Origin of the sequence: Pseudomonas sp. AOB-7 (assembly GCF_003696305.1) — a bacterium.
In the GTDB taxonomy this organism is placed as follows: Bacteria; Pseudomonadota; Gammaproteobacteria; order Pseudomonadales; family Pseudomonadaceae; genus Aquipseudomonas.
In genome coordinates this window covers 16,975-36,010 of record NZ_RFFK01000004.1, presented here as the reverse complement: position 1 = coordinate 36,010, position 19,036 = coordinate 16,975, and the positions used below count along the sequence as shown (strand labels likewise).

16 protein-coding genes are annotated in these 19,036 nt (G+C 68.3%); 7 read left to right on the top strand and 9 right to left on the bottom strand.

The features are described 5' to 3' along the window. Positions 1-46: 46 nt before the first annotated feature. The 8 genes from EA796_RS09010 to EA796_RS08975 form a co-directional block, all read right to left on the bottom strand. The gene (locus tag EA796_RS09010) at positions 47-688 is read right to left on the bottom strand and encodes a response regulator transcription factor (protein ID WP_021443258.1); all 642 of its coding nucleotides are present in this window, start codon (positions 686-688) and stop codon (positions 47-49) included. Further along, on the bottom strand, positions 685-3,690 hold the full coding sequence (locus tag EA796_RS09005; protein WP_256679195.1) for a sensor histidine kinase: 3,006 nt from the start codon (positions 3,688-3,690) through the stop codon (positions 685-687). The genes EA796_RS09010 and EA796_RS09005 overlap by 4 nt, the downstream gene beginning before the upstream one ends. A gap of 34 nt (positions 3,691-3,724) precedes the next feature. After that, positions 3,725-4,495: an alpha/beta fold hydrolase gene (locus EA796_RS09000; RefSeq protein WP_122108373.1), complete on the bottom strand. Its 771-nt coding sequence runs from the start codon at positions 4,493-4,495 to the stop codon at positions 3,725-3,727. 30 nt (positions 4,496-4,525) lie between these two features. Beyond that, positions 4,526-6,154: an MFS transporter gene (locus EA796_RS08995; RefSeq protein WP_122108372.1), complete on the bottom strand. Its 1,629-nt coding sequence runs from the start codon at positions 6,152-6,154 to the stop codon at positions 4,526-4,528. Position 6,155: 1 nt separating this feature from the next. Then, positions 6,156-7,997, bottom strand: a complete 1,842-nt coding sequence (locus EA796_RS08990) for an amidohydrolase (protein ID WP_178082551.1) — start codon at positions 7,995-7,997, stop codon at positions 6,156-6,158. 137 nt (positions 7,998-8,134) lie between these two features. Continuing rightward, entirely contained in the window at positions 8,135-8,713 is a 579-nt protein-coding gene (locus EA796_RS08985) for an antibiotic biosynthesis monooxygenase (RefSeq protein ID WP_256679194.1), read from the bottom strand. 82 nt (positions 8,714-8,795) lie between these two features. Further along, positions 8,796-9,482: a hydrolase gene (locus EA796_RS08980; RefSeq protein WP_003243736.1), complete on the bottom strand. Its 687-nt coding sequence runs from the start codon at positions 9,480-9,482 to the stop codon at positions 8,796-8,798. A 138-nt stretch (positions 9,483-9,620) separates the two neighbouring features. After that, positions 9,621-10,598 (bottom strand): alpha/beta hydrolase, encoded by a 978-nt coding sequence (locus EA796_RS08975; protein WP_122108370.1) that lies wholly within the window; start codon positions 10,596-10,598, stop codon positions 9,621-9,623. A gap of 163 nt (positions 10,599-10,761) precedes the next feature. Between EA796_RS08975 and arcD the strand changes: the two genes are divergently transcribed. From arcD to EA796_RS08940, 7 genes are all read left to right on the top strand, one after another. Next, positions 10,762-12,189, top strand: a complete 1,428-nt coding sequence (gene arcD / locus EA796_RS08970) for an arginine-ornithine antiporter (protein WP_122108369.1) — start codon at positions 10,762-10,764, stop codon at positions 12,187-12,189. Positions 12,190-12,258: 69 nt separating this feature from the next. Continuing rightward, positions 12,259-12,654, top strand: coding sequence for a hypothetical protein (locus EA796_RS08965; RefSeq protein ID WP_021446348.1), 396 nt, complete (start codon positions 12,259-12,261; stop codon positions 12,652-12,654). 74 nt (positions 12,655-12,728) lie between these two features. Beyond that, positions 12,729-13,028: a hypothetical protein gene (locus EA796_RS08960; protein ID WP_122108368.1), complete on the top strand. Its 300-nt coding sequence runs from the start codon at positions 12,729-12,731 to the stop codon at positions 13,026-13,028. Next, on the top strand, positions 13,015-14,415 hold the full coding sequence (locus tag EA796_RS08955) for a TolC family protein (protein ID WP_122108367.1): 1,401 nt from the start codon (positions 13,015-13,017) through the stop codon (positions 14,413-14,415). The genes EA796_RS08960 and EA796_RS08955 overlap by 14 nt, the downstream gene beginning before the upstream one ends. A 16-nt stretch (positions 14,416-14,431) precedes the next feature. After that, on the top strand, positions 14,432-15,844 hold the full coding sequence (locus EA796_RS08950; protein ID WP_021446351.1) for a multicopper oxidase family protein: 1,413 nt from the start codon (positions 14,432-14,434) through the stop codon (positions 15,842-15,844). A 57-nt stretch (positions 15,845-15,901) separates the two neighbouring features. Beyond that, positions 15,902-16,396 (top strand): plastocyanin/azurin family copper-binding protein, encoded by a 495-nt coding sequence (locus EA796_RS08945; RefSeq protein WP_021446352.1) that lies wholly within the window; start codon positions 15,902-15,904, stop codon positions 16,394-16,396. Between the two features lie 19 nt (positions 16,397-16,415). After that, positions 16,416-16,709, top strand: coding sequence for a copper-binding protein (locus EA796_RS08940; RefSeq protein ID WP_122108366.1), 294 nt, complete (start codon positions 16,416-16,418; stop codon positions 16,707-16,709). 3 nt (positions 16,710-16,712) lie between these two features. Here EA796_RS08940 and EA796_RS08935 read toward each other — a convergent pair whose 3' ends face one another. Next, positions 16,713-18,986: an EAL domain-containing protein gene (locus tag EA796_RS08935; protein ID WP_256679193.1), complete on the bottom strand. Its 2,274-nt coding sequence runs from the start codon at positions 18,984-18,986 to the stop codon at positions 16,713-16,715. Between the last annotated feature and the right edge of the window lie 50 nt (positions 18,987-19,036).

Here is a 19,036-nt window from a genome sequence, read left to right as displayed (position 1 = left end):
CGGAGCTGTCGGCGCCCAGCTCACAAGGTGGGGACGGGGAGCAACACTAAAGTGGCAGGCCGACCTCGAGGACCCCGCGCTGCACGGCGATGGCCACGGCGTGGGTGCGGTTGTTGGCGCCGAGCTTGTCCATGACCAGGCGCATATGCCCCTTGACCGTATCCTCGGTGATGCGCAGTTGCAGGGCGATATCGCGGTTGGAGTAGCCCAGTGCCGCCGCCTGCAGCACCTCCACCTCGCGCGCGCTGAGGCACTGCTGGCCGATATGCTCGGCCAGTTCGGCGGCGATCTCCGGCGGAATGTGGCGTTTACCCGCGGCCACCTGACGGATGGTCTCGACCAGCTCCTTGCGCAGGCTGCTTTTCAGCAGATAGGCCTGAGCGCCGGCCTGGATGGCGTGCAGGGCGCGCACGTCGCCGCGGTAGGTGGTGAGGATGGCGATGCGCGCATCCGGGCATTCGCTACGGATCGCCTGGATGCTCTCGATGCCGGTCATGCGCGGCATCTGCAGGTCCATCAGGGTGACGTCCGGGCGCAGGCGGCGGAAGCAGTCCAGCGCTTCCTGGCCGTCGCCGGCCTCGCCCACCAGCTCGATATCCGCCTGAGCGGCGAGAACGGCGGCGATGCCCTCGCGCAGCAGCGGGTGGTCATCGGCGACCAGCACGCGGATAGGGGTGGCGATGCTCATGGGTGCGGGCTCCTCGTGAGTCTTTTCCAGGGTAGCCAGCGGCGCGCGCAAGGCTCCTTCTGCCGGTAGGCCAGTACGCCGACCAGTGTCAGCCGGACCTGGCTGCCGCGCCCCTGGGCGCCGTGAATGCTGAGGGTAGCGCCAATCTTCGCGGCGCGCTCGTACATCCCGCGCAGGCCCCAGTGATCGGCGGCCTCGCTGCTGTCCAGGTAATCGGCGCGAATGCCGCAGCCATCGTCGACCACCTGCAGCTCGAACTGGCGCGGGTCATAGTCCAGCTGCAGCTGCACGAGGCTGGCGCGGGCATGGCGAAAGGCGTTGCCGACGGCCTCGCGCGCCAGCAGGTACAGCTCATCGTGAACCACCGGATGCAGGGCAATGGGCGTGCCCTTTATGTCGATCCGATAGGTTACGCCCGGGTGATCGAGCAGATGCTCCAGCTCGCCCAGTGCCTGGGGCAGGTCGACGGGACCTTGAGGCACGCTGCGCAGATCGCGTACCCGCTCGCGACCCTCGTTGATCACCTGGTCGGCGCGATCCAGTGCCTTTTCCAGCAGGCCGCGGCTGGGCTGTCCGACGGGCAGGCTATCGGCCGCGGCCTGCACGTGCAGCATCAACCCCTGCACCCCCTGCAACAGGGTGTCGTGCAGCTCGCGGGCGATGCGCTCGCGCTCCTCGTGACGCTCTTCCAGGCGGGTGCGCAGCCGCTCCGCCGCGCGCCGCATGTTGCTGCGGTAGAGCAGATGCAGGCTGCCGAGCAGGGCGACGCCGAGCGCCAGGAGAAACCACGGCTGGCGGTAGAACAGCGGTGCGATGCTGAAGTCGAGTTCGGCGTCCTGTTCGCTGGCGACCCCGTTCTGGTTGAGGGCGCGTACCCGGAAGCGGTAGTCGCCCGCGGGCAGGCCGGTGTAGGTGACTTCCCGCTGGCGGCCGGCGGATTGCCAGGCGTGATCGAAGCCGTCGAGGCGATAGAGAAAATGCAGGCCCTGCGGCGCCGACAGGCTCGGCGCGCCGTAGCCGATGACCAGACGCCGGCTGTCCGCCGGCAGCTCGGCGGTTGCACCGAGCGGCAGCGCCTCGCCGTCCACCACCAGCGATTCGATGCGCACGCGCGGCGCCGCACTGTTCTGCGGGGCGCGCAGCGGGTTCAGGCCGACCACGCCGTTGCGGGTGACGAACCATAGCCGATTCTCGCCGGCGCGCACTGCGGTGGGCAGGGCCAGTACCTGGTGCGGGTCGTTGGCCAGGCCGCCCTGTGCATCGTAGGTGCGGTAGCGGATCTGATGCGCGGGGTTGGCCAGGGCCAGGGCGATCTCCGCGGCGGGCAGCTGGAAGATGCCGCCCTGGCCCTGCAGCCAGAGATCCTCACCGGCCTCGACCCGCACCGGGACGATGGCGTAGAGGTTGTCGAACAGGCCGTTGTCCGGCAGCGGCAGGCGCTGAAAGCGCTGCCCGTCGAAGCGCGCCAGGCCACGCTGGCCGCCGACCCAGGCATGACCGGGCTGATGGGCCATGGCGGTCACATGGCCGACATCCAGGCCTTCGGCCGCGCCCCAATGGCGTTCGCCGCCGTCGTCGTGGCTGACGATCAGGTTGTCGCGATAACCGAACCAGCGGCCGCCATCGGGCGCCAGGGCGGCGCTGACCGGCATCTGCTGCGCCGGCTTGGCGCTCGGCGGCGGCAGCCCGTGCCAGCGCCCGTCGCGCAGGACGAACAGGCCCTGGCGATTGACCGACAGCCACAGCGCGCCCTGGCGATCCACCAGCATGGCGCGCACCGCGGAGTCCAGGCTGCGTTGCACCGGCAGCTCGGCGACTTTTTGCAGGCTGTCGCCGCTGCTGCGCCAGATGCCCTGTGGGCCGGCCAGCCAGGCTCGGCCCTGGCTGTCGCGGGCGGTGGCGCTGATCGGCGTCTGCAGCGGTAGATGCTGCAGGCCGTCGCGATCCAGGCGCATCACCGGCAGGTTGCTGCTGCCGGCCCAGAGCGCGCCGGTCCGATCCGCCACCAGGGCCAGGTTCTGCGCATTGGCGGGCAAGCCCGCCGGTTGCAGCGGTCGGTCGCGCAGGCGGTCCAGGCCATCGTGCGTGCCTATCCAGAGGCTGCCTTCGCTGTCCTGATGCAGCGGCGCAACGAGGTCGGAGCTGAGCCCGTCGCGAGCAGCGAAGCGTTCGATGGCGGTAAAACCGCCCTCCGCGTAGCGATCCGGCTGCGCCACATGCAGCAGGCCGTTGCCGGCGGTGCTCAGCCACAGCGCGCCACGTTGGTCGAACAGCAGGGCGTTGACCGGCTCACCGACCCCGATGCGACTGGCCTGCCCGGTCGAGGTATCCAGCCGCAGTACCGACTCGCCATCGCGTTCGGCCAACCACAGCGCGCCATCGGGCGCCTGGACGATCTGCCGGGGACGCCTGACTGCGATGCCGCTGTCGCGCAGCGTCCGGGCGCCGGGCTCCAGCGTATAGAGACGTCGCTCGTCGGCCACCCACAGCCGCCCGGAAGTATCGACCAGCAGGGCGTAGGCGTTCGTGCCGACGAAGCCGGCCTGGCTGGAAAGCTGCTGCCAGCTTTGCCCGTCGAAGCGCAGCAGACCGTCGTTGGCCGCAGCCCATAGCTGGCCGTCGGCGGTCTGCGCCAGGGCGTAGACCGTGCCGCGGCCCAGGTCGAAGGCGGCCGCGACCTCGCCTTCGGCGTCGATCAGGCGCACGCCGCCGTTGCGCAGGCCCACCCACAGGCCCTGGTCGCTGGCCAGCAGGCTGGAGACTATGCCCAGTTCCTGCTGATCGGTGGCGCGGTAGCGGGTGAAACTCAGGCCGTCGAAGCGATACAGCGAATCATGGGTGCCGAGCCACAGATAGCCGTCGCGGGTCTGCGCCAGGGCGCCGATCTGGCTGGGGCTGTCGTCGTTGAGCGTCCAGCGCCGATGTTCGAAGCGTTGCTGCAGTTCGCCAGCGTCGGCGCGAACGGCGGTGCAGAGCAGCAGGCACAGCAGGGCCAGTGCCACGAACAGAGGATGAAGCTGCGAGGCGGTCGGCGATTCAGAAGCGTCCCAGCTGGTTTTGAGCCCATTCGATGCAGTAGTCGGCAATGGTTTCCCAACCCGGTTCGGCAATCAGCCAGTGGCTGTAGCCGCTGAAGTGTTTGAAAGTGGTGACCGCCGTCGAGCCCCGGTGGCGTCGATAGGCCGCCGCGACCGCGGCGGGGCGGACGCTACGGTCCGCGCCCGCAGCAATCAGCAACAGCGGCGGGCGGTCGGGATTGCCGAAGTCGATACGGCTACCGATGCCCAGCGCGTTGTCGAAGAATACCCGGCCCGGTGCCGGCACGATATGCCGCGCGTATGCGGCGGCCTGCCGCTCTGGCGTCAGTGTCTGCGCCATAGTGCGGGCGAAATGTTGCGGGCTCATGTGCAGCACGCCGCGCCAGCACGCCTGGCGCGCCAGCCAGGGCCCGCTGCCGCGCAGCCCTTCCAGCCCACCGTGGGCCGGTGGCGCGATGGCGATGCCGGCGCAGCCCAGGCCGCGGTCGAGCAGCAGCTGCACCAGCAGGCCGCCAAGGTCGTGACCGATCAGCAGCGGCGGCTGTGCGAGGTCGCCGATCTGCCCTGCGTAGTGAGCGAGAATGGCGGCGATGCCCAGGCTGGCCGTTGCCCGCGGCGGCTGGCTGCGCTGACCCGCCGGGTCGGCAGCGAGCAGCGGCCAGGCCGGCGCGCTGCAGCTGTAGCCGCAGGCCTCGAAGCGACGGCGAAACCGGCTCCAGATCAGCGGGGTGAGCCAGGTTCCGTGAATGAACAGGGCCTGCCGGCTCATGGCGGCGAGCGTCCTGCCGCCACTGCGCCGTCATCGCGGATCGCTGGCATGCTGCGCTTCCGAAGGCTCCGGCGCCTGTTTGCCCGGCGTCAGGAAGTGGTCGATGCGTATCGCGACCCCGGCGCTCTGGAACTGCCTGGCCGCCGCCTCGATGCGTTGCTCGGCGCGGGTGACCCGGCCGTGGTGGCGCAGGTGTTCGAGCCAGGACTCGTCGAAGAAAAACTCCTGCCAGTGGCGCGGGTTCTCGCTGCTCTGCACCAGGCCCCAGGAGAACGCGCCGTTGCGCCGACGCATGCGCGCCACCTCGCTCATCGCCTGGCGAAAGGCCGTGGCATGTTCCGGGGCGATGTCGTAGTGCAGGGTGACCATCACCGGGCCGCGCTCGAGGTCGGCTTCGTCGGCCAGGATCGGCGCCGGCCAGTGCAGCGACGGGGCCAGATCCTCGGCCTCGGTCACCGGCAGCGGGAAACGCGGCGTGAGCAGCCCACCCAGCGCCAGGCAGCCGGCCGCGGCGACCAGGGCGAGCGGAATCGACGCCTGGCTGGCGACGAAGCCCCACAGCGCGCCACCGGCGGCCATGCTGCCGAAGAACACCAGGATGTAGACCGACAGCGCCCGCGCCCGTACCCAGTCCGGCACCGAAGTCTGCGCCGCGACCTGCAGGCTGGACAGCACGGCGATCCACGCCGCGCCGCTGAGCAGCATCACCGGCAGCAGGGCGGCGAAGTGGCGCAGGCTGGCCAGGGCCAGCAGCACCAGGGCATAGAGCAGGCTGGCCAGCAGCACCAGGCGGTCGCTGCTGATGCGCTCGCGCACGCGCGGCAGCAAGGTGGCGCCGAGCACGGCGCCGACGCCGACGCTGCCGAGCATCAGGCCGAAGTCGCTGGCGCTGCCCTGCAGCTCGCCGCGCACGATCAGCGGCAGCAGCGACATGCCGGCGCTGGCGCCGACGAAGAAGGCCGCGGCGCGTACCAGTACCGCCTGCAGCGGTTTCGAGGCGCGGCTGTAGCGCCAGCCGGCACGCATGGCACCCAGCAGGCGTTCGGCCGGGAAGCTGGCGACCTGGCGCTCGCGCTTCCAGGTCAGCAGCACCGCCATCACCGCGAAGAACGACAGGGCGTTGAGGGCGAAGGTCGCCCAGGGGCCGCTCAAGCTGACCAGCACCCCGGCGATGGCCGGGCCGAGCGCACGGGCGACATTGATGCCGAGGCTGGACAGGGCGATGGCCGAGGGCAGGTCGCGCTTGCTCACCAGTTCCGGCGTGAGCGCCGACCAGGCCGGCATCATCAACGCGGTACCGACGCCCATGGCCAGGGTCATGCCCAGCAGCAGCCAGACCGTGGTCAGGCCGAGCAGGGTAAGCACGGCCAGCAGCGTCGCCACCGCCGCCATCCACAGCTGCACGCCGAGCAGATAGCGGCGCTTGTCGACGATATCGGCCATGGCGCCGGCCGGCAGCGCCAGGAGGAACATCGGCGCCGAGCCGGCGACCTGTACCAGCGCCACGTGCATGGGGTTGGCCGACAGGCTGGTCATCAGCCAGCCGGCACCCACCTCGTGCATCCAGGTACCGATGTTCGAGGCGATGCTGGCCAGCCACAGCCAGCGAAAGGTGCTGTGCTTGAGGGCGCCCCAGGGCGAGGGTTTTTCGCTGGCCATGTCAGAAGGCAAAGCAGGAGCAGCCGAAGGCGCCCCAGAAGCCCTGGTGATCGCTCACCGGCACACTGCTGCGGCGCGCGCGGTCATGCTGGTGCTGATGCACGGCGCAGGCGCCGACGCACTGGTGGATGCTGGCCGACAGCGGCGCCGCGACCGGCTTCCAGTGCCCGGGCACCTTGGCCACCGGCGACCAGTCCGGCAGTACCGGCAGCGTTGGCGGGGCGAGCTTGTCGAACTCGCCGGTGCCATGCACCACCTTGCCGCCGACGATGGTCAGCACCGACTCCAGCCACTTGATCTGCTCTTCCTCGATGCTGAAGAAGTCCGCCGTCAAGGCCACCAGGTCGGCGAGCTGACCGACCTTGATCTGGCCCTTCTTGCCCTGTTCACTGGAGAACCAGGCGCTGCCGTGGGTGAACAGTTGCAGCGCGGTGTCACGCGGCAGCCCCTGCGGGTTGAGCGTGGTGCCGCCGACCGTCTTGCCGCTGACCAGCCAGTACAGCGCCGTCCAGGGGTTGTAGCTGGCCACGCGGGTGGCGTCGGTGCCGCCGCCGACCGGCACGCCTTCGGCCAGCATGCGCTGGATCGGCGGGGTGGCTTCGGCGGCCTTGGCGCCGTAGCGGTCGATGAAGTATTCGCCCTGGAAGGCCATGCGGTGCTGGATGGCGATGCCGCCGCCGAGCGCCCGTACCCGCTCGATGTTGCGCGGGCTGATGGTCTCGGCATGGTCGAACAGCCAGGGCAGGCCGTTGAACGGCATGTCGCGGTCGACCTTCTCGAACACGTCGAGCATGCGCGAGATGGATTCGTCGTAGGTGGCGTGCAGGCGGAACGGCCAGCGCTGCTCGACCAGGTGACGCACCACCGGCTCCAGATCGGCTTCCATGCTCGGCGCCAGGTCCGGACGCGGTTCGACAAAGTCCTCGAAGTCGGCGGCGGAGAACACCAGCATCTCGCCGGCGCCGTTGTGGCGCAGGAAGTCATCGCCCTGGTGCAGCTTGACGCTGCTGGTCCAGTTCTTGAAGTCGGTCAGCTCTTCCTTGGGCTTCTGGGTGAACAGGTTGTAGGCGATGCGCACGGTGAGCTGATCCTTGTCGGCCAGCTCCTGGATCACCTGGTAGTCGTCGGGGTAGTTCTGGTAACCGCCGCCGGCGTCGATGGCGCTGGTCACGCCCAGGCGGTTGAGCTCGCGCATGAACTGGCGGGTGGAGTTGACCTGATACTCCAGCGGCAGCTTCGGCCCCTTGGCCAGGGTGGCGTAGAGGATCAGCGCATTGGGCCGGGCGATCAGCATGCCGGTGGGCTGGCCGCTGGCATCGCGCTGGATCTCGCCGCCGGGCGGGTTCGGCGTGTTCTTGTCGTAGCCCACGGCGCGCAGCGCGGCGCGGTTGAGCAGGGCGCGGTCGTAGAGGTGCAGGACGAACACCGGGGTGTCGGGCGCCGCCTTGTTCAGCTCATCCAGGGTCGGCAGACGTTTCTCGGCGAACTGGAACTCGGTCCAGCCGCCGACCACGCGCACCCACTGCGGCGTCGGCGTGCGGTCGGCCTGCTCCTTGAGCATGCGCAGGGCGTCGGCCAGCGACGGCACGCCTTCCCAGCGCAGCTCCAGGTTGTAGTTGAGGCCGCCGCGGATCAGGTGCAGGTGCGAGTCGTTGAGGCCGGGGATCACCGTGCGTTTCTGCAGGTCGATGACGCGCGTGGCATCGCCGCGCAGGGCCATGGCTTCGGCATCGCTGCCGACGGCGACGAAGCGCCCGTCCTTGATGGCCACGGCGCTGGCCTGGGGTTTTTCGCGGTCGACCGTGTGCAGGCGGCCGTTGTACAGAATGAGGTCGGCACTCATGTTGCCTCCTTGTGAGCTGGCGGATGAGTCGCCGGACAAGGCGGCGAAGGGCAGGGTGGACCACAGCGCCCCGGCGGCGCCGAGCACGCTGCTGGTGGCGAGAAAATGGCGACGTTTCGGGTCGGAGGGATCCTGGCTCATGGTCGATCCTCGTCGGTGCTGGGGCTCAGCCAGGCGGCGAACAGCCGCGTGGCCATGGGCATGAACAGGTACACCACGAGCAGGACGATGCTCAGGGTGATCACGATGTTGCTCGGCAGGTAGCCGCCGAGCCAGGGAGCGAGCTGAAACAGGGGTTGCCAGAGCAGCGGCACCAGCAGGCTCAGCGGCAGGATCACCAGGAAGGTGACGCAGACCTGTTTCCAGCGGGGCGGCGGCGTCTGCGCGCTTTCCGGCATGAACCAGAACTCCTTGCCCTGGGCGATCTCCAGCTGGTCGCCGGCGCGCAGCAGCGGCTCGACCTCGGCGATCAACTGGCGCCTTTGCTCCGAGTCGACCCAGTTCTGCAACTGCTGCAGGCCGGCGAAGCGCAGCACGCAGGTGAATTGCGCCAGGCTGGCCTGACGGCTGCGCACCACGTCCACGCCGAGGTGGCCGGGGCATTGGCTGGCGGTGGCGATGATGCGCCGTAGCCAGGCCTCGTAACGCGGCACATGGTCGGGGCGCACCTGGTGGCGCACCACCAGGGTGACGGTTTCCTGTTGCGTCTCGCTCATGCTGGAGACTCTGCGCGTGGCCTGGGTCTTGCCGAGCCGGTGACGTGCGGCGGGGCGCGTCACCGGCTCGGCCGTCATCGGCTCAGATGGGGGCTGCCACCGGGGCCAGGGTCGGACCGTGCTGCACACGCTCAGGCGCCTTGTGCACCATGGTGTAGGCGTAGTCCACGCCCATGCCGTAGGCACCGGAGTGTTCCTTGACCAGGGCCATGACGGCGTCGTAGGTGTCGCGGTTCTTCCAGTCGCGCTGCCACTCCAGCAGTACCTGCTGCCAGGTCACCGGCACCACGCCGGCCTGGATCATGCGCTGCATGGAGTAGTCGTGGGCGGCCTGCGAGGTGCCACCGGAGGCGTCGGCGACCATGTAGATCTCGTAGCCGGCGTCATGCATGGCGGAGAGGGCGAAGGTGGTGTTGCACACCTCGGTCCACAGGCCGGAAACGATGACCTTGTTGCGGCCGTTCTTCTTCAGCGCGTCGCGAACTTTCTGGTCGTCCCAGGAGTTCATCGAGGTGCGCTCGAGCAGCGGCGCGTCGGGGAACACGGCGAGCAGTTCGGGGTAGGTGTGACCGGAGAAGCTTTCGGTCTCGACCGTGGTGATGATGGTCGGCACGTTGAAGATCTTGGCCGCCTTGGCCAGGCCCACGGTGTTGTTCTTCAGGGTTTGCCGATCGATGCTCTGCACGCCGAAGGCCATTTGCGGCTGCTGGTCGATGAAGATCAGCTGGCTGTTGTGCGGGGTCAGGACTTCGGTTTTTGGATTGCTCATAGCGGTTACCTGTCGGTGAGGCGGTGGACGATGCACGCATCCCGTCGGTCGTTGCCGTCGGGTAGACGAAAGGACTATTGCAGAGCGGTCGCCGCCTGGATTGGATGTAACTGCGGTTCTGGTATCGGGCTGTGGCGCTCAGGCCAGGTGTTCGCGCAACGCCGCGCCGGCCTGCTGCATGGCAGTGCGCACCGCAGGCACCTCGGCGATCACGTTGAGCAGGCCGTAGTCGTGGATCATGCCGTTGTAACGCACGGCGCTGACCGCGACGCCGGCCGCGCCCAGGCGGCGGGCGTAGGCTTCGCCTTCGTCGCGCAGCACGTCCATCTCGGCGCTCTGCACCATGGCCGGTGGCAGGCCTTGCAGCTGCTCCAGGCTGGCGCGCAGCGGCGAGGCGTGGATCTCGTTACGCTGCTTGGGGTCGGTGGTGTAGTTGTCCCAGAACCACTCCATCATCCCGCGGGTGAGGAAATGCCCCTCGGCGAACTGGTTGTAGGAGGCGTTGTTGAAACTGGCGTCGGTCACCGGCCACAGCAGCAGCTGAAAACGCAGCTTCGGCGTACCGGCCTCTTTCGCCTTGATGGCGACCACGGCCGCCATATTGCCGCCGACGCTGTTGCCGGCCACGGCCAGGCGCGAACCGTCGACACCGATCTGGCTGCCATTGGCGGCCACCCATTGGGTCGCAGCAAAGGCCTGGTTGATCGCAGTCGGGTATTTCGCTTCGGGCGAGGGGGTGTAGTCGACGTAGATCGCCGCGGCGCCGGAGTGCACCACCAGGTCGCGGATCAGCCGTGCATGGGTCGGATAGTCGCCCAGCACCCAGCCGCCACCGTGGAAGAACATGAAGCCCGGCAGGTTGCCCTGGCTGCCCGTCGGACGCACCACCACCAGCTTCAGCATCTGGCCGGCGGCCTCGATGCTGTGTTCGCGGGTTTCCACGGCCGATAGATCGACCTCGACCGAGGCTTGCGCGCCTACCAGCACGGCGCGGGCCTCCGCAGGCGATAGCCGTTCCAGGGGCGTGCCACCACCGGCGGCCAGGGCTTCGAGAAAGGATTGGGTGTTGCGTTCGACGCCGGGACTGCCGGCGCCCAGGTTGGGGGAGGGCTGCATGGCGATTGACCTCATGATGGTTGAAGGAGCTGTAGCACTACTGCGTCGGGCATCTTCTGCCCCTGAGGTCGAGCCGGCTTGTACCGGCCTGCCGTTTTGGCATCAGGCTGCTGCCGGGCTGCTAGAGTGAGAGCGGAGTCGCTGGCGTCCGGACGAGGTGGGCATGACAGGGGAAAGTCGCAAGCTGGGTCTGGGGTCGCTGACCGCGCTGGTGGTGGGCTCGATGGTCGGTGGCGGGATCTTCTCGCTGCCGCAGAACATCGCCGCACGGGCCGATGTCGGCGCCGTGCTGATCGGCTGGGGCATCACCGCGGTGGGCATGCTGGCGCTGGCCTTCGTCTTTCAGAACCTGGCCAACCGCAAGCCGCAGCTCGATGGCGGGGTGTACGTCTACGCCAAGGCGGGCCTCGGCGATTACATGGGGTTTTCCTCGGCCTGGGGCTACTGGATCAGCGCCTGGCTGGGCAATGTCGGCTACTTCGTCCTGCTGTTCTCCACCCTGGGTTACTTCTTCCCGGTCTTCGGCCAGGGCAATACGCCGCTGGCCATCGCCTGTTCCTCGGTGCTGCTGTGGTGCGTGCACGCCCTGGTGCTGCGCGGCATCAGGGAAGCGGCGCTGATCAACCTGATCACCACGGTCGCCAAGCTGGTGCCGATCCTGCTGTTCATCGTCATCGTCGGCCTGGCCTTCGACCGCGACATCTTCACCCGTGACATCTGGGGCCGCAGCAATCCGCAGTTCGGCGGCGTGCTGGAGCAGGTGCGCAACATGATGCTGGTCACCGTGTTCGTGTTCATCGGCATCGAAGGGGCGAGCGTGTACTCGTCGCGCGCCGAGCGCCGCCGCGATGTGGGCAAGGCCACGGTGATGGGTTTTCTCGGCGTGCTGGCGCTCTTGATGCTGGTCAACCTGTTGTCGCTGGGGGTGATGAGCCAGCCCGAGCTGGCGGCGCTGCAGAACCCGTCCATGGCCGGAGTGCTGGAACACGTGGTAGGGCGTTGGGGCGCGGTGCTGATCAGCATCGGCCTGGCGGTGTCGCTGTTCGGTGCGCTGCTGTCCTGGGCGCTGCTGTGCGCCGAAATCCTCTTCGTCTCCGCCAAGGACGGCACCATGCCGGCCTTCCTGCGCCGGGAGAACGCCAATCAGGTGCCGGTCAACGCGCTGTGGCTGACCAACGGCATGATCCAGCTGTTTCTGCTGATCACCCTGTTTTCCCAGGGCACCTACCTGTCGCTGATCTACCTGGCCTCGTCGATGATCCTGGTGCCCTACCTGTGGTCGGCGGTCTATGCGCTGCTGCTGGCGCTGCGCGGCGAAACCTACGAAGACCAGGCCGGGCTACGCCGCAAGGACCTGGCGATCGGCCTGCTGGCGGTGGGCTACGCGATCTGGCTGCTGTATGCCGGCGGGGTCAAGTACCTGCTGCTGTCGGCGCTGCTCTATGCGCCGGGGGCGTTGCTGTTTCTCAAGGCCAAGCGCGAGCAGGGGCAGATGCTGTTCACCCGCTTCGAATGGCCGATCTTCGCCGCCGTAGTGCTGACCGCCGCGCTGGCCGGCTACGGCCTGTATGCCGGGCATCTGAGCTTGTAGTGCTGGACAAAGCGGCCAGCGCGCGGATAATCCGCCCCATCGCCCTCTGACTCTGGCCTCGCGACCCCCATGCGCAAAACCCTGCGTACCGCCCTGATCTGGATACTGATGCTGGCCCTGCCGGCACAGGCCATGGCGGCGCTCGGCATGCAGTTGTGCGAGCAGGTGCATCGCAGCGGCGCCCTGCAGATGAGCGGCAGCGAGCATGGCGAGCACCACGAGATGACGGCCGATAGCGCACATGACGCGCATCAGGATGGCGCGCCTGCTGCCAGCAGCGAGGCTCCCGGCGATGGCAGCCTCTGTACCCTGTGCGCCTTCTGCGTCGGCGTCGCCGCGCCCAGCCAGCCGTTTCTGAACGACTCTGCCCTGCAAGCCGTCGAGCCGGCTACAGCCTGGCCCGACCGCCTTATCGTCGGCGTGGCCGACACCCCCGAACGCCCCCCGCGTCTTTCTCTCGCCTGAGCCTCTTAGGTAGCGCCGTCCTGCGGCGCCTGTAGCTCACGCGGCCGCCTGGCCGCCGTACGCGAGAACACATCATGACTTTGCATTCCCTTGCCGGAAGGCTGCTGGGCATCGCCGCCCTGGCGCTGCCCGGCATCCTGATGGCGGCCCAGCCCGACCCGCTGGACGCCAACGCCGCCGTGCCGGCGCAGGATTACCGTTCACCCCTGCAGCACTACCGCGCCCAGGCCGACGAGCCGTTGCAGGACTGGCGCGCGGCCAACGACCTGGTCGGCCGTATCGGCGGCTGGCGCACCTACAGCATGGAGGGCTGGGAGCAGCCGGCCGAGCAGGGTGCCGAGCCCGCCGAGGGAGGTGGCCATGACCACCATTAAACCCGCCGTGCTGCTCTGCGCCGCGCTGCTGTTGGCCGGTTGCGCCGGCTTCAGCCAGGACGGCGGTTTCGACCCAGTGCAGCAAAACGCCGAGCGCCAGCTGGACAAGCGACTGCTGTGGGCGCGGGACGAGGCCGGGCGCGGGCAGATCGAGGCGCGCGTCGCCGAGCTGCTGGCCGAACCCCTGAGCCTGGACGCCGCGGTGCAGCTGGCGCTGCTCAACAATCGCGGCCTGCAGGCGTCCTTCGACGAGCTGGGCATCGGCGAGGCCGAGCGGGTGCAGGCCGGGCGCCTGCCCAATCCCGGCTTCTCCTACGGCCGTCTGGAGAAGGGCAGCGAGGTCGAATACGAGCGCGGCCTGCACCTGAACCTGGCGCGGCTGATCGCCCTGCCGCTGACCTCGCGCCTGGAAGGCCGGCGCTTCGAGCAGCTGCAGCGGCAGACCAGCCTGGCGGTGTTCGAATTGGCCAGCGAGACGCGCAAGGCCTGGTACCAGGCGGTCGCCGCCGAGGAGAGCCTGGTCTACGCGCGGCAGGTGCTGGACGCCGCCGAAGCCGGCGCCGAGCTGGCTCGGCGCCTGGCCGCGGTGGGTAACTTCAGCAAGCTGCAGCAGGCCGAGCAGCAGAACTTCTACGCCGAGGCCGGCATCGGCCTGATCCAGGCCGAACAGGCGCGGGTGCGCAGCCGCGAGCAGCTGACCCGCCTGCTCGGCCTGTGGGGCGAGCAGCTCGACTACCGCCTGCCCGAACGCCTGCCGGCGCTGCCGAACAGCGCCGACCAGCTGCCGGACGTGGAGCGCCTGGCCATGAGCCAGCGCCAGGACATCCAGGCCGTGCGCCTGGATGCCGAGCGCCTGGCGCAGAACCTCGGTCTGACCCGCACCACGCGTTTCATCAACGTGCTGGAACTGGGCGTGGTCAACAACCGTTCCAACGAGGAGCCGACCCAGCGCGGCTACGAGATCAGCGTCGAACTGCCGCTGTTCGACTGGAGCGGTGCCAAGGTGGCGCGGGCCGAGGCGCAATATCGCCAGGCGCTCAACCGCGCCGCCGAGACGGCGATCAACGCCCGCTCGCAGGTGCGCGAGGCCTACCACGCCTACCGCAATGCCTTCGAGCTGGCGCAGCACTACCGCGCCGAGGTGCTGCCGCTGCGCCAGCGCATCGCCGAGGAAAACCTGCTGCGTTACAACGGCATGTTCATCAGCACCTTCGACCTGCTCGCCGATGCGCGCCGCCAGGTGCAGGCGGTGGACGGCTACCTGCAGGCGCAACGCGACTTCTGGCTGGCTCGCGCCGACCTCGACATGGCCCTGTTGGGCGCGCCCAATCCCTCGCTCGGCGCGGCGCCTGCCGCTGCTGCCGAGCCGGCCGCCGCCGGCCACTGAACAAGGAAATTCCCAGATGGTTTCACGACGCGATTTCTTTCTCGGGGCCGGCGCCATCGGCGCTGCGGTGGCCACTTCGGCGGTCAGCCGGGTGGCCATGGCGGCCCTGCCCGAGCCGGTGCTGCAGGCCAGCGCCGACACCCAACCGCCGCTGCAGCCGGGCAGCGGGCGGCCCTACAACCCGGTGGTCACCCTCAACGGCTGGACCCTGCCGTGGCGCATGAACAACGGCGTCAAGGAATTCCACCTGGTCGCCGAGCCGGTGGTACGCGAGCTGGCGCCCGGCTACAAGGCCCACCTGTGGGGCTACAACGGCCAGTCGCCGGGGCCGACCATCGAGGTGGTGGAGGGCGACCGGGTGCGCATCTTCGTCACCAACAAGCTGCCCGAGCACACCAGCATCCACTGGCACGGCCAGCGTCTGCCCAACGGCATGGACGGTGTGGCGGGCCTGACCCAGCCGGCGATCCCGGTGGGCAAGACCTTCGTCTACGAGTTCGTCGCCCGTCGCCCCGGCACCTTCATGTACCACCCGCACGCCGACGAGATGGTGCAGATGGCCATGGGCATGATGGGCTTCTGGGTCACCCACCCCAAGGAGCATCATCCGCTGATCAGCGAGGTGGACCGCGACTACTGCTTCCTGCTCAGCGCCTACGACATCGAGCCGGGTGCCTACACGCCGAAGATCATGCAGATGCTCGATTTCAACCTGTGGACCTTCAACAGCCGCGTGTTCCCCGGCATCGACCCGCTGGTGGCGCGCCAGGGCGAGCGCGTGCGCCTGCGTGTCGGCAACCTGACCATGACCAACCACCCGATCCACCTGCACGGTCACGAGTTCGAGGTCACCGGCACCGACGGCGGGCCGACCCCGGTCGGCTCGCGCTGGCCGGAGGTGACCGCCGACGTGGCGGTGGGGCAGATGCGCCAGCTCGAGTTCATCGCCGACGAGGAGGGCGACTGGGCACTGCACTGCCACAAGAGCCACCACACCATGAACGCCATGGGCCACGACGTGCCGACCCTGGTCGGCGTCGATCACCGCGACATGACCCGCAAGATCGCCAAGCTGGTTCCGGACTACATGGTGATGGGCGAGCGCGGCATGGCCGACATGGCGGAAATGCAGATGCCGCTACCCGACAACACCGTACCAATGATGACCGGCGACGGTCCGTTCGGCTCGGTGGAGATGGGCGGCATGTTCACCATGCTCAAGGTGCGCAAGGAGCAGGCCGCCGGCGACTACCGCGACCCCGGCTGGTTCAGGCATCCGGCCGGAACTGTGGCCCATGAGTGGAAGGGCGTACTGGCCAGCCCGAGCCGCTCGCACGACGGCGGTGGCCAGTCGATGCCGCTCAAGCAGCCGCTCGAGACGCCGGTGGAAGTGCAGGTGCGCAAGCCGGGCGGGCATGCCGGGCATTGACGGGTATCGGGTTGGCATGTGCGGCCCGGCCATAACGCAATTTGAGGAAATGGATCGATGAAATCACTACAGCTACTGGTACTGACCCTGGGCGGATTGCTGGGCAGCCCGGCGGCGCTGGCCCACAGCGAGGCGCACAAGGGCCATCAGGCCGCCGCGACGATCAAGGAGCAGAAACCCTGGGGCATCGCCGGCGATACGGCGCAGGTCGACCGCACCATCGAGATCCGCATGACCGACCACATGCGCTTCACCCCGGACCATCTGCAGGTCAGGCAGGGCGAGACCATCCGTTTCGTCCACCGCAACGACGGGCAGATGCTCCATGAATTCGTCATTGGCACCCGCGCCGAACTGGACGAGCACGCCGCGCTGATGGCCAGGTTTCCTGGCATGCAGCACGACGAGCCCTATATGGCCCATATCGCGCCGGGGCAGAGCGGCGAGATGATCTGGACCTTCAACCGCGCCGGCGAATTCGATTTCGCCTGCCTGATCGCCGGCCACTACCAGGCCGGCATGGTTGGCACCATCCAGGTGCTGGCCGACTGACCCAAGAGAGGAAACACGCATGAAGAAGCAACTGATGATCGCGGCCCTGGCCGCCCTGTTCAGCCTGCCGCTGCAGGCCGCCGACCCCGCGCCGCTGAGCCAGGGCGAGGTGCGCAAGGTGGACGCTGCCACGCAGAAGATCACCCTGCGCCACGGCCCCATCGCCAGCATCGGCATGCCGCCGATGACCATGGTCTTCGAGGTGCAGCCGGCCAGTCTGCTCGAGGGCGTCGAGGCCGGCGACCAGGTGCGCTTCCAGGCGCGCCAGGAGGGCAACCGCTATATCGTCACCGAGTTGCAGGTAGTCGAGTAGGGGTCAGCCCTGTGGCGCCGGCAGAGCCACCGGTTCGGCCTGCGGCATGCCGATATGCTGGCCCTGGGAATAGTCGATGCCCAGGGCCAGCACCTTCTCCTGCACTGCCGCCGAGTGGACGAACTCGGCCACCGTCTGCATCTTCAGGCTACGGGCGAACTGCACGATGCCCTGAGCCACAGCGTAGGCGTTGGGGTCGCTGTCGAGCTGGCGGATCAGGCTGCCGTCGATCTTGATCAGATCGACGTTGAGCCGCAGCAGGTGCTCGAAGTTGGAGTAGCCGCTGCCGAAGTCGTCGATGGCGATGCGACAGCCGAGTGCCTTGACCTCCTCGATGAAGGCGTGCACCTGGCTGTAGTTGTCGATGCCCTCGGACTCCAGGATTTCGAAGATCACCCGCGGGGCGATGCCGCTCTGCTGCAGCTTGAGCTTGATTGCCTGGCTCAGCTGCGGATCGGTCAGGTCTTCATAGGACAGGTTGATGGAAAACTCGTAGGGCAGCTCGCGAAAGCGTTCCAGACATTTTTCCAGCATCACCCAGGTGATCTGCCGATGCAGGCGGATCTTCTTCGCCACACCGAGGAAACGACCGGGGTTGATCACCTGGCCGTCGTCGTCGCGCATGCGCACCAGGCACTCGAACTTGCCGATGCTGCCGCTGTGGTTGTCGCGGATCGGCTGGAAGTAGGGCAGCAGCCGGTCGTCCTGCAGCGCCGCCTTGACCTTGTTGGCCCACAGCAGGTTCTGTTCGTATTCCTCGCGAATCTTCAGCGCCGGATCGTAGAGCAGGTGGTTCTTCTGCTGCAGGCGCGCCAGTTTGAGGGCAATGGCGGCCGAGGCGAGCAGGTTGTCGCGGCCCTGGCGCGCCTCGCCAGCGCTGAGACTGGCGGCGCTGAGGGTGGCGTTGAAACCGATCTCCTGGCCCTGCCAGTCCAGGCGCTGGCGCTGGATAAAGGCGCTCAGCTCGCTCATGCGCGCCTCCAGCTGTTCGCCGCTTTGGCGCGGCAGCAGCACGGCGAACTCGTCGGCGGTCAGGCGGTACAGGCGTGCCTCGCCAGGGGCCAGGCGCAGGTGCTGGTCCAGCTGCGCGCCGAGGTGGCGGAGAATCTGGTCGCCGCAGGCGTGACCGTAGAAGCCGTTGATCTCCTTGAAGGCATCCAGGTTGAGCAGGATCAGGCTCGGCCGCGGCGTGCGCCCGAGGTCGAGCAGCAGACGGGCGCGGTTCGGCAGTTGGGTCAGCGGATCGGTGTAGGAGGCCTCCAACTGGCGCATGGCACTGGCGATCAGGCGCAGCAGCAGTGCGCCGAGCACCAGCAGCACCAGTCCGGTGACGGCGAGGATGCGGTAGTTGCTCTGGCGCATCGGCGCCAGCACCGCGTCGATCTCGTTCTGCGGCACGCCGAGGCCGAACAGCATGTCGGCGCGGGTCATGGCGAACAGCAGGGCATAGCGCTCGCCGTCGATCTGCAACTCGCGGCTGTGCAGCGGCGCACGTTCGCCCGGCGTCGTGACGGGTTCGGTCGCGGCGCGGACCAGCTGTTCGGCGAGGATGGCGTCCATGATGCGCTGTGCGGCCGGGATGTCCTCCTGTTCGTTTAGGCTGCTCAGCTTGCGGTTGTCGCGGTCGAGCAGGAAGGAGAAGGTGTTGGGGGTGAGCTTGATATCGCTGATCAGGCGTACCACGTCCTCGCTGCGCCAGTCGCTGCTGGCCAGGCCGATGATGCGCCCGCGACGGTCGTGCAGCGGCGTGGCCAGGGTGATCACCGCGGCATCCGGCAGCGGTTTGTAGTAGGCGGCGCTCCACAGCAGCGGCTCGGTCAGGGTCTGGCTACGATCCTGCTCGCTGTGCAGCAGGCTGCGATACCAGTCCTGCTGGCGCGGGTCGCCGGTCTGGCGGCTTACCTCGATGCGCCGGTCGGCGCCCCAGTGGGCATAGATTCCGGGGGCTTCGCCCAGGGCCGGAAAACGCCCCGGCTCGAACCACAGGCCGACGCCGAAGGCATCGGGAAAATCGCGCAGCTTCTGCTCCAGTTGCGCCGCCAGTTCGTCGCCCAGCGCGTTGCGCTGCAGCAGCTCGCCGAGGCGGGCGAGCGCTTCGGTGTGCTGCTCCATGCGCCTATGGTGGCCGTTGATGCGTCCCAGGTTGGCGTAGAAACTGTCCTCGATCTGGCCGCGACGCAGTTCGGCCATGGCGCGTTGGGAGAAGTCCAGGTTGAGCGAGGACATCACCCACATCGCCGCGATGAACAGCGCCACGAGCAGCAGAACCAGCAGCATCAGCAGCTGCTTCGAGGACCTCGACGGCATGCCGGGTAGCCGGGGGCGGG

What these genes read in the sequence shown, in the direction of transcription:
- EA796_RS09010 (WP_021443258.1), bottom strand. Translation starts at nt 688, where the DNA reads ATGAGCATCGCCACCCCTATCCGCGTGCTGGTCGCCGATGACCACCCG.
- EA796_RS09000 (WP_122108373.1), bottom strand. Translation starts at nt 4,495, where the DNA reads ATGAGCCGGCAGGCCCTGTTCATTCACGGAACCTGGCTCACCCCGCTG.
- EA796_RS08995 (WP_122108372.1), bottom strand. Translation starts at nt 6,154, where the DNA reads ATGGCCAGCGAAAAACCCTCGCCCTGGGGCGCCCTCAAGCACAGCACC.
- EA796_RS08990 (WP_178082551.1), bottom strand. Translation starts at nt 7,997, where the DNA reads ATGAGTGCCGACCTCATTCTGTACAACGGCCGCCTGCACACGGTCGAC.
- EA796_RS08985 (WP_256679194.1), bottom strand. Translation starts at nt 8,713, where the DNA reads ATGAGCGAGACGCAACAGGAAACCGTCACCCTGGTGGTGCGCCACCAG.
- EA796_RS08980 (WP_003243736.1), bottom strand. Translation starts at nt 9,482, where the DNA reads ATGAGCAATCCAAAAACCGAAGTCCTGACCCCGCACAACAGCCAGCTG.
- EA796_RS08975 (WP_122108370.1), bottom strand. Translation starts at nt 10,598, where the DNA reads ATGCAGCCCTCCCCCAACCTGGGCGCCGGCAGTCCCGGCGTCGAACGC.
- arcD (WP_122108369.1), top strand. Translation starts at nt 10,762, where the DNA reads ATGACAGGGGAAAGTCGCAAGCTGGGTCTGGGGTCGCTGACCGCGCTG.
- EA796_RS08965 (WP_021446348.1), top strand. Translation starts at nt 12,259, where the DNA reads ATGCGCAAAACCCTGCGTACCGCCCTGATCTGGATACTGATGCTGGCC.
- EA796_RS08960 (WP_122108368.1), top strand. Translation starts at nt 12,729, where the DNA reads ATGACTTTGCATTCCCTTGCCGGAAGGCTGCTGGGCATCGCCGCCCTG.
- EA796_RS08955 (WP_122108367.1), top strand. Translation starts at nt 13,015, where the DNA reads ATGACCACCATTAAACCCGCCGTGCTGCTCTGCGCCGCGCTGCTGTTG.
- EA796_RS08950 (WP_021446351.1), top strand. Translation starts at nt 14,432, where the DNA reads ATGGTTTCACGACGCGATTTCTTTCTCGGGGCCGGCGCCATCGGCGCT.
- EA796_RS08945 (WP_021446352.1), top strand. Translation starts at nt 15,902, where the DNA reads ATGAAATCACTACAGCTACTGGTACTGACCCTGGGCGGATTGCTGGGC.
- EA796_RS08940 (WP_122108366.1), top strand. Translation starts at nt 16,416, where the DNA reads ATGAAGAAGCAACTGATGATCGCGGCCCTGGCCGCCCTGTTCAGCCTG.
- EA796_RS08935 (WP_256679193.1), bottom strand. Translation starts at nt 18,986, where the DNA reads ATGCTGCTGGTTCTGCTGCTCGTGGCGCTGTTCATCGCGGCGATGTGG.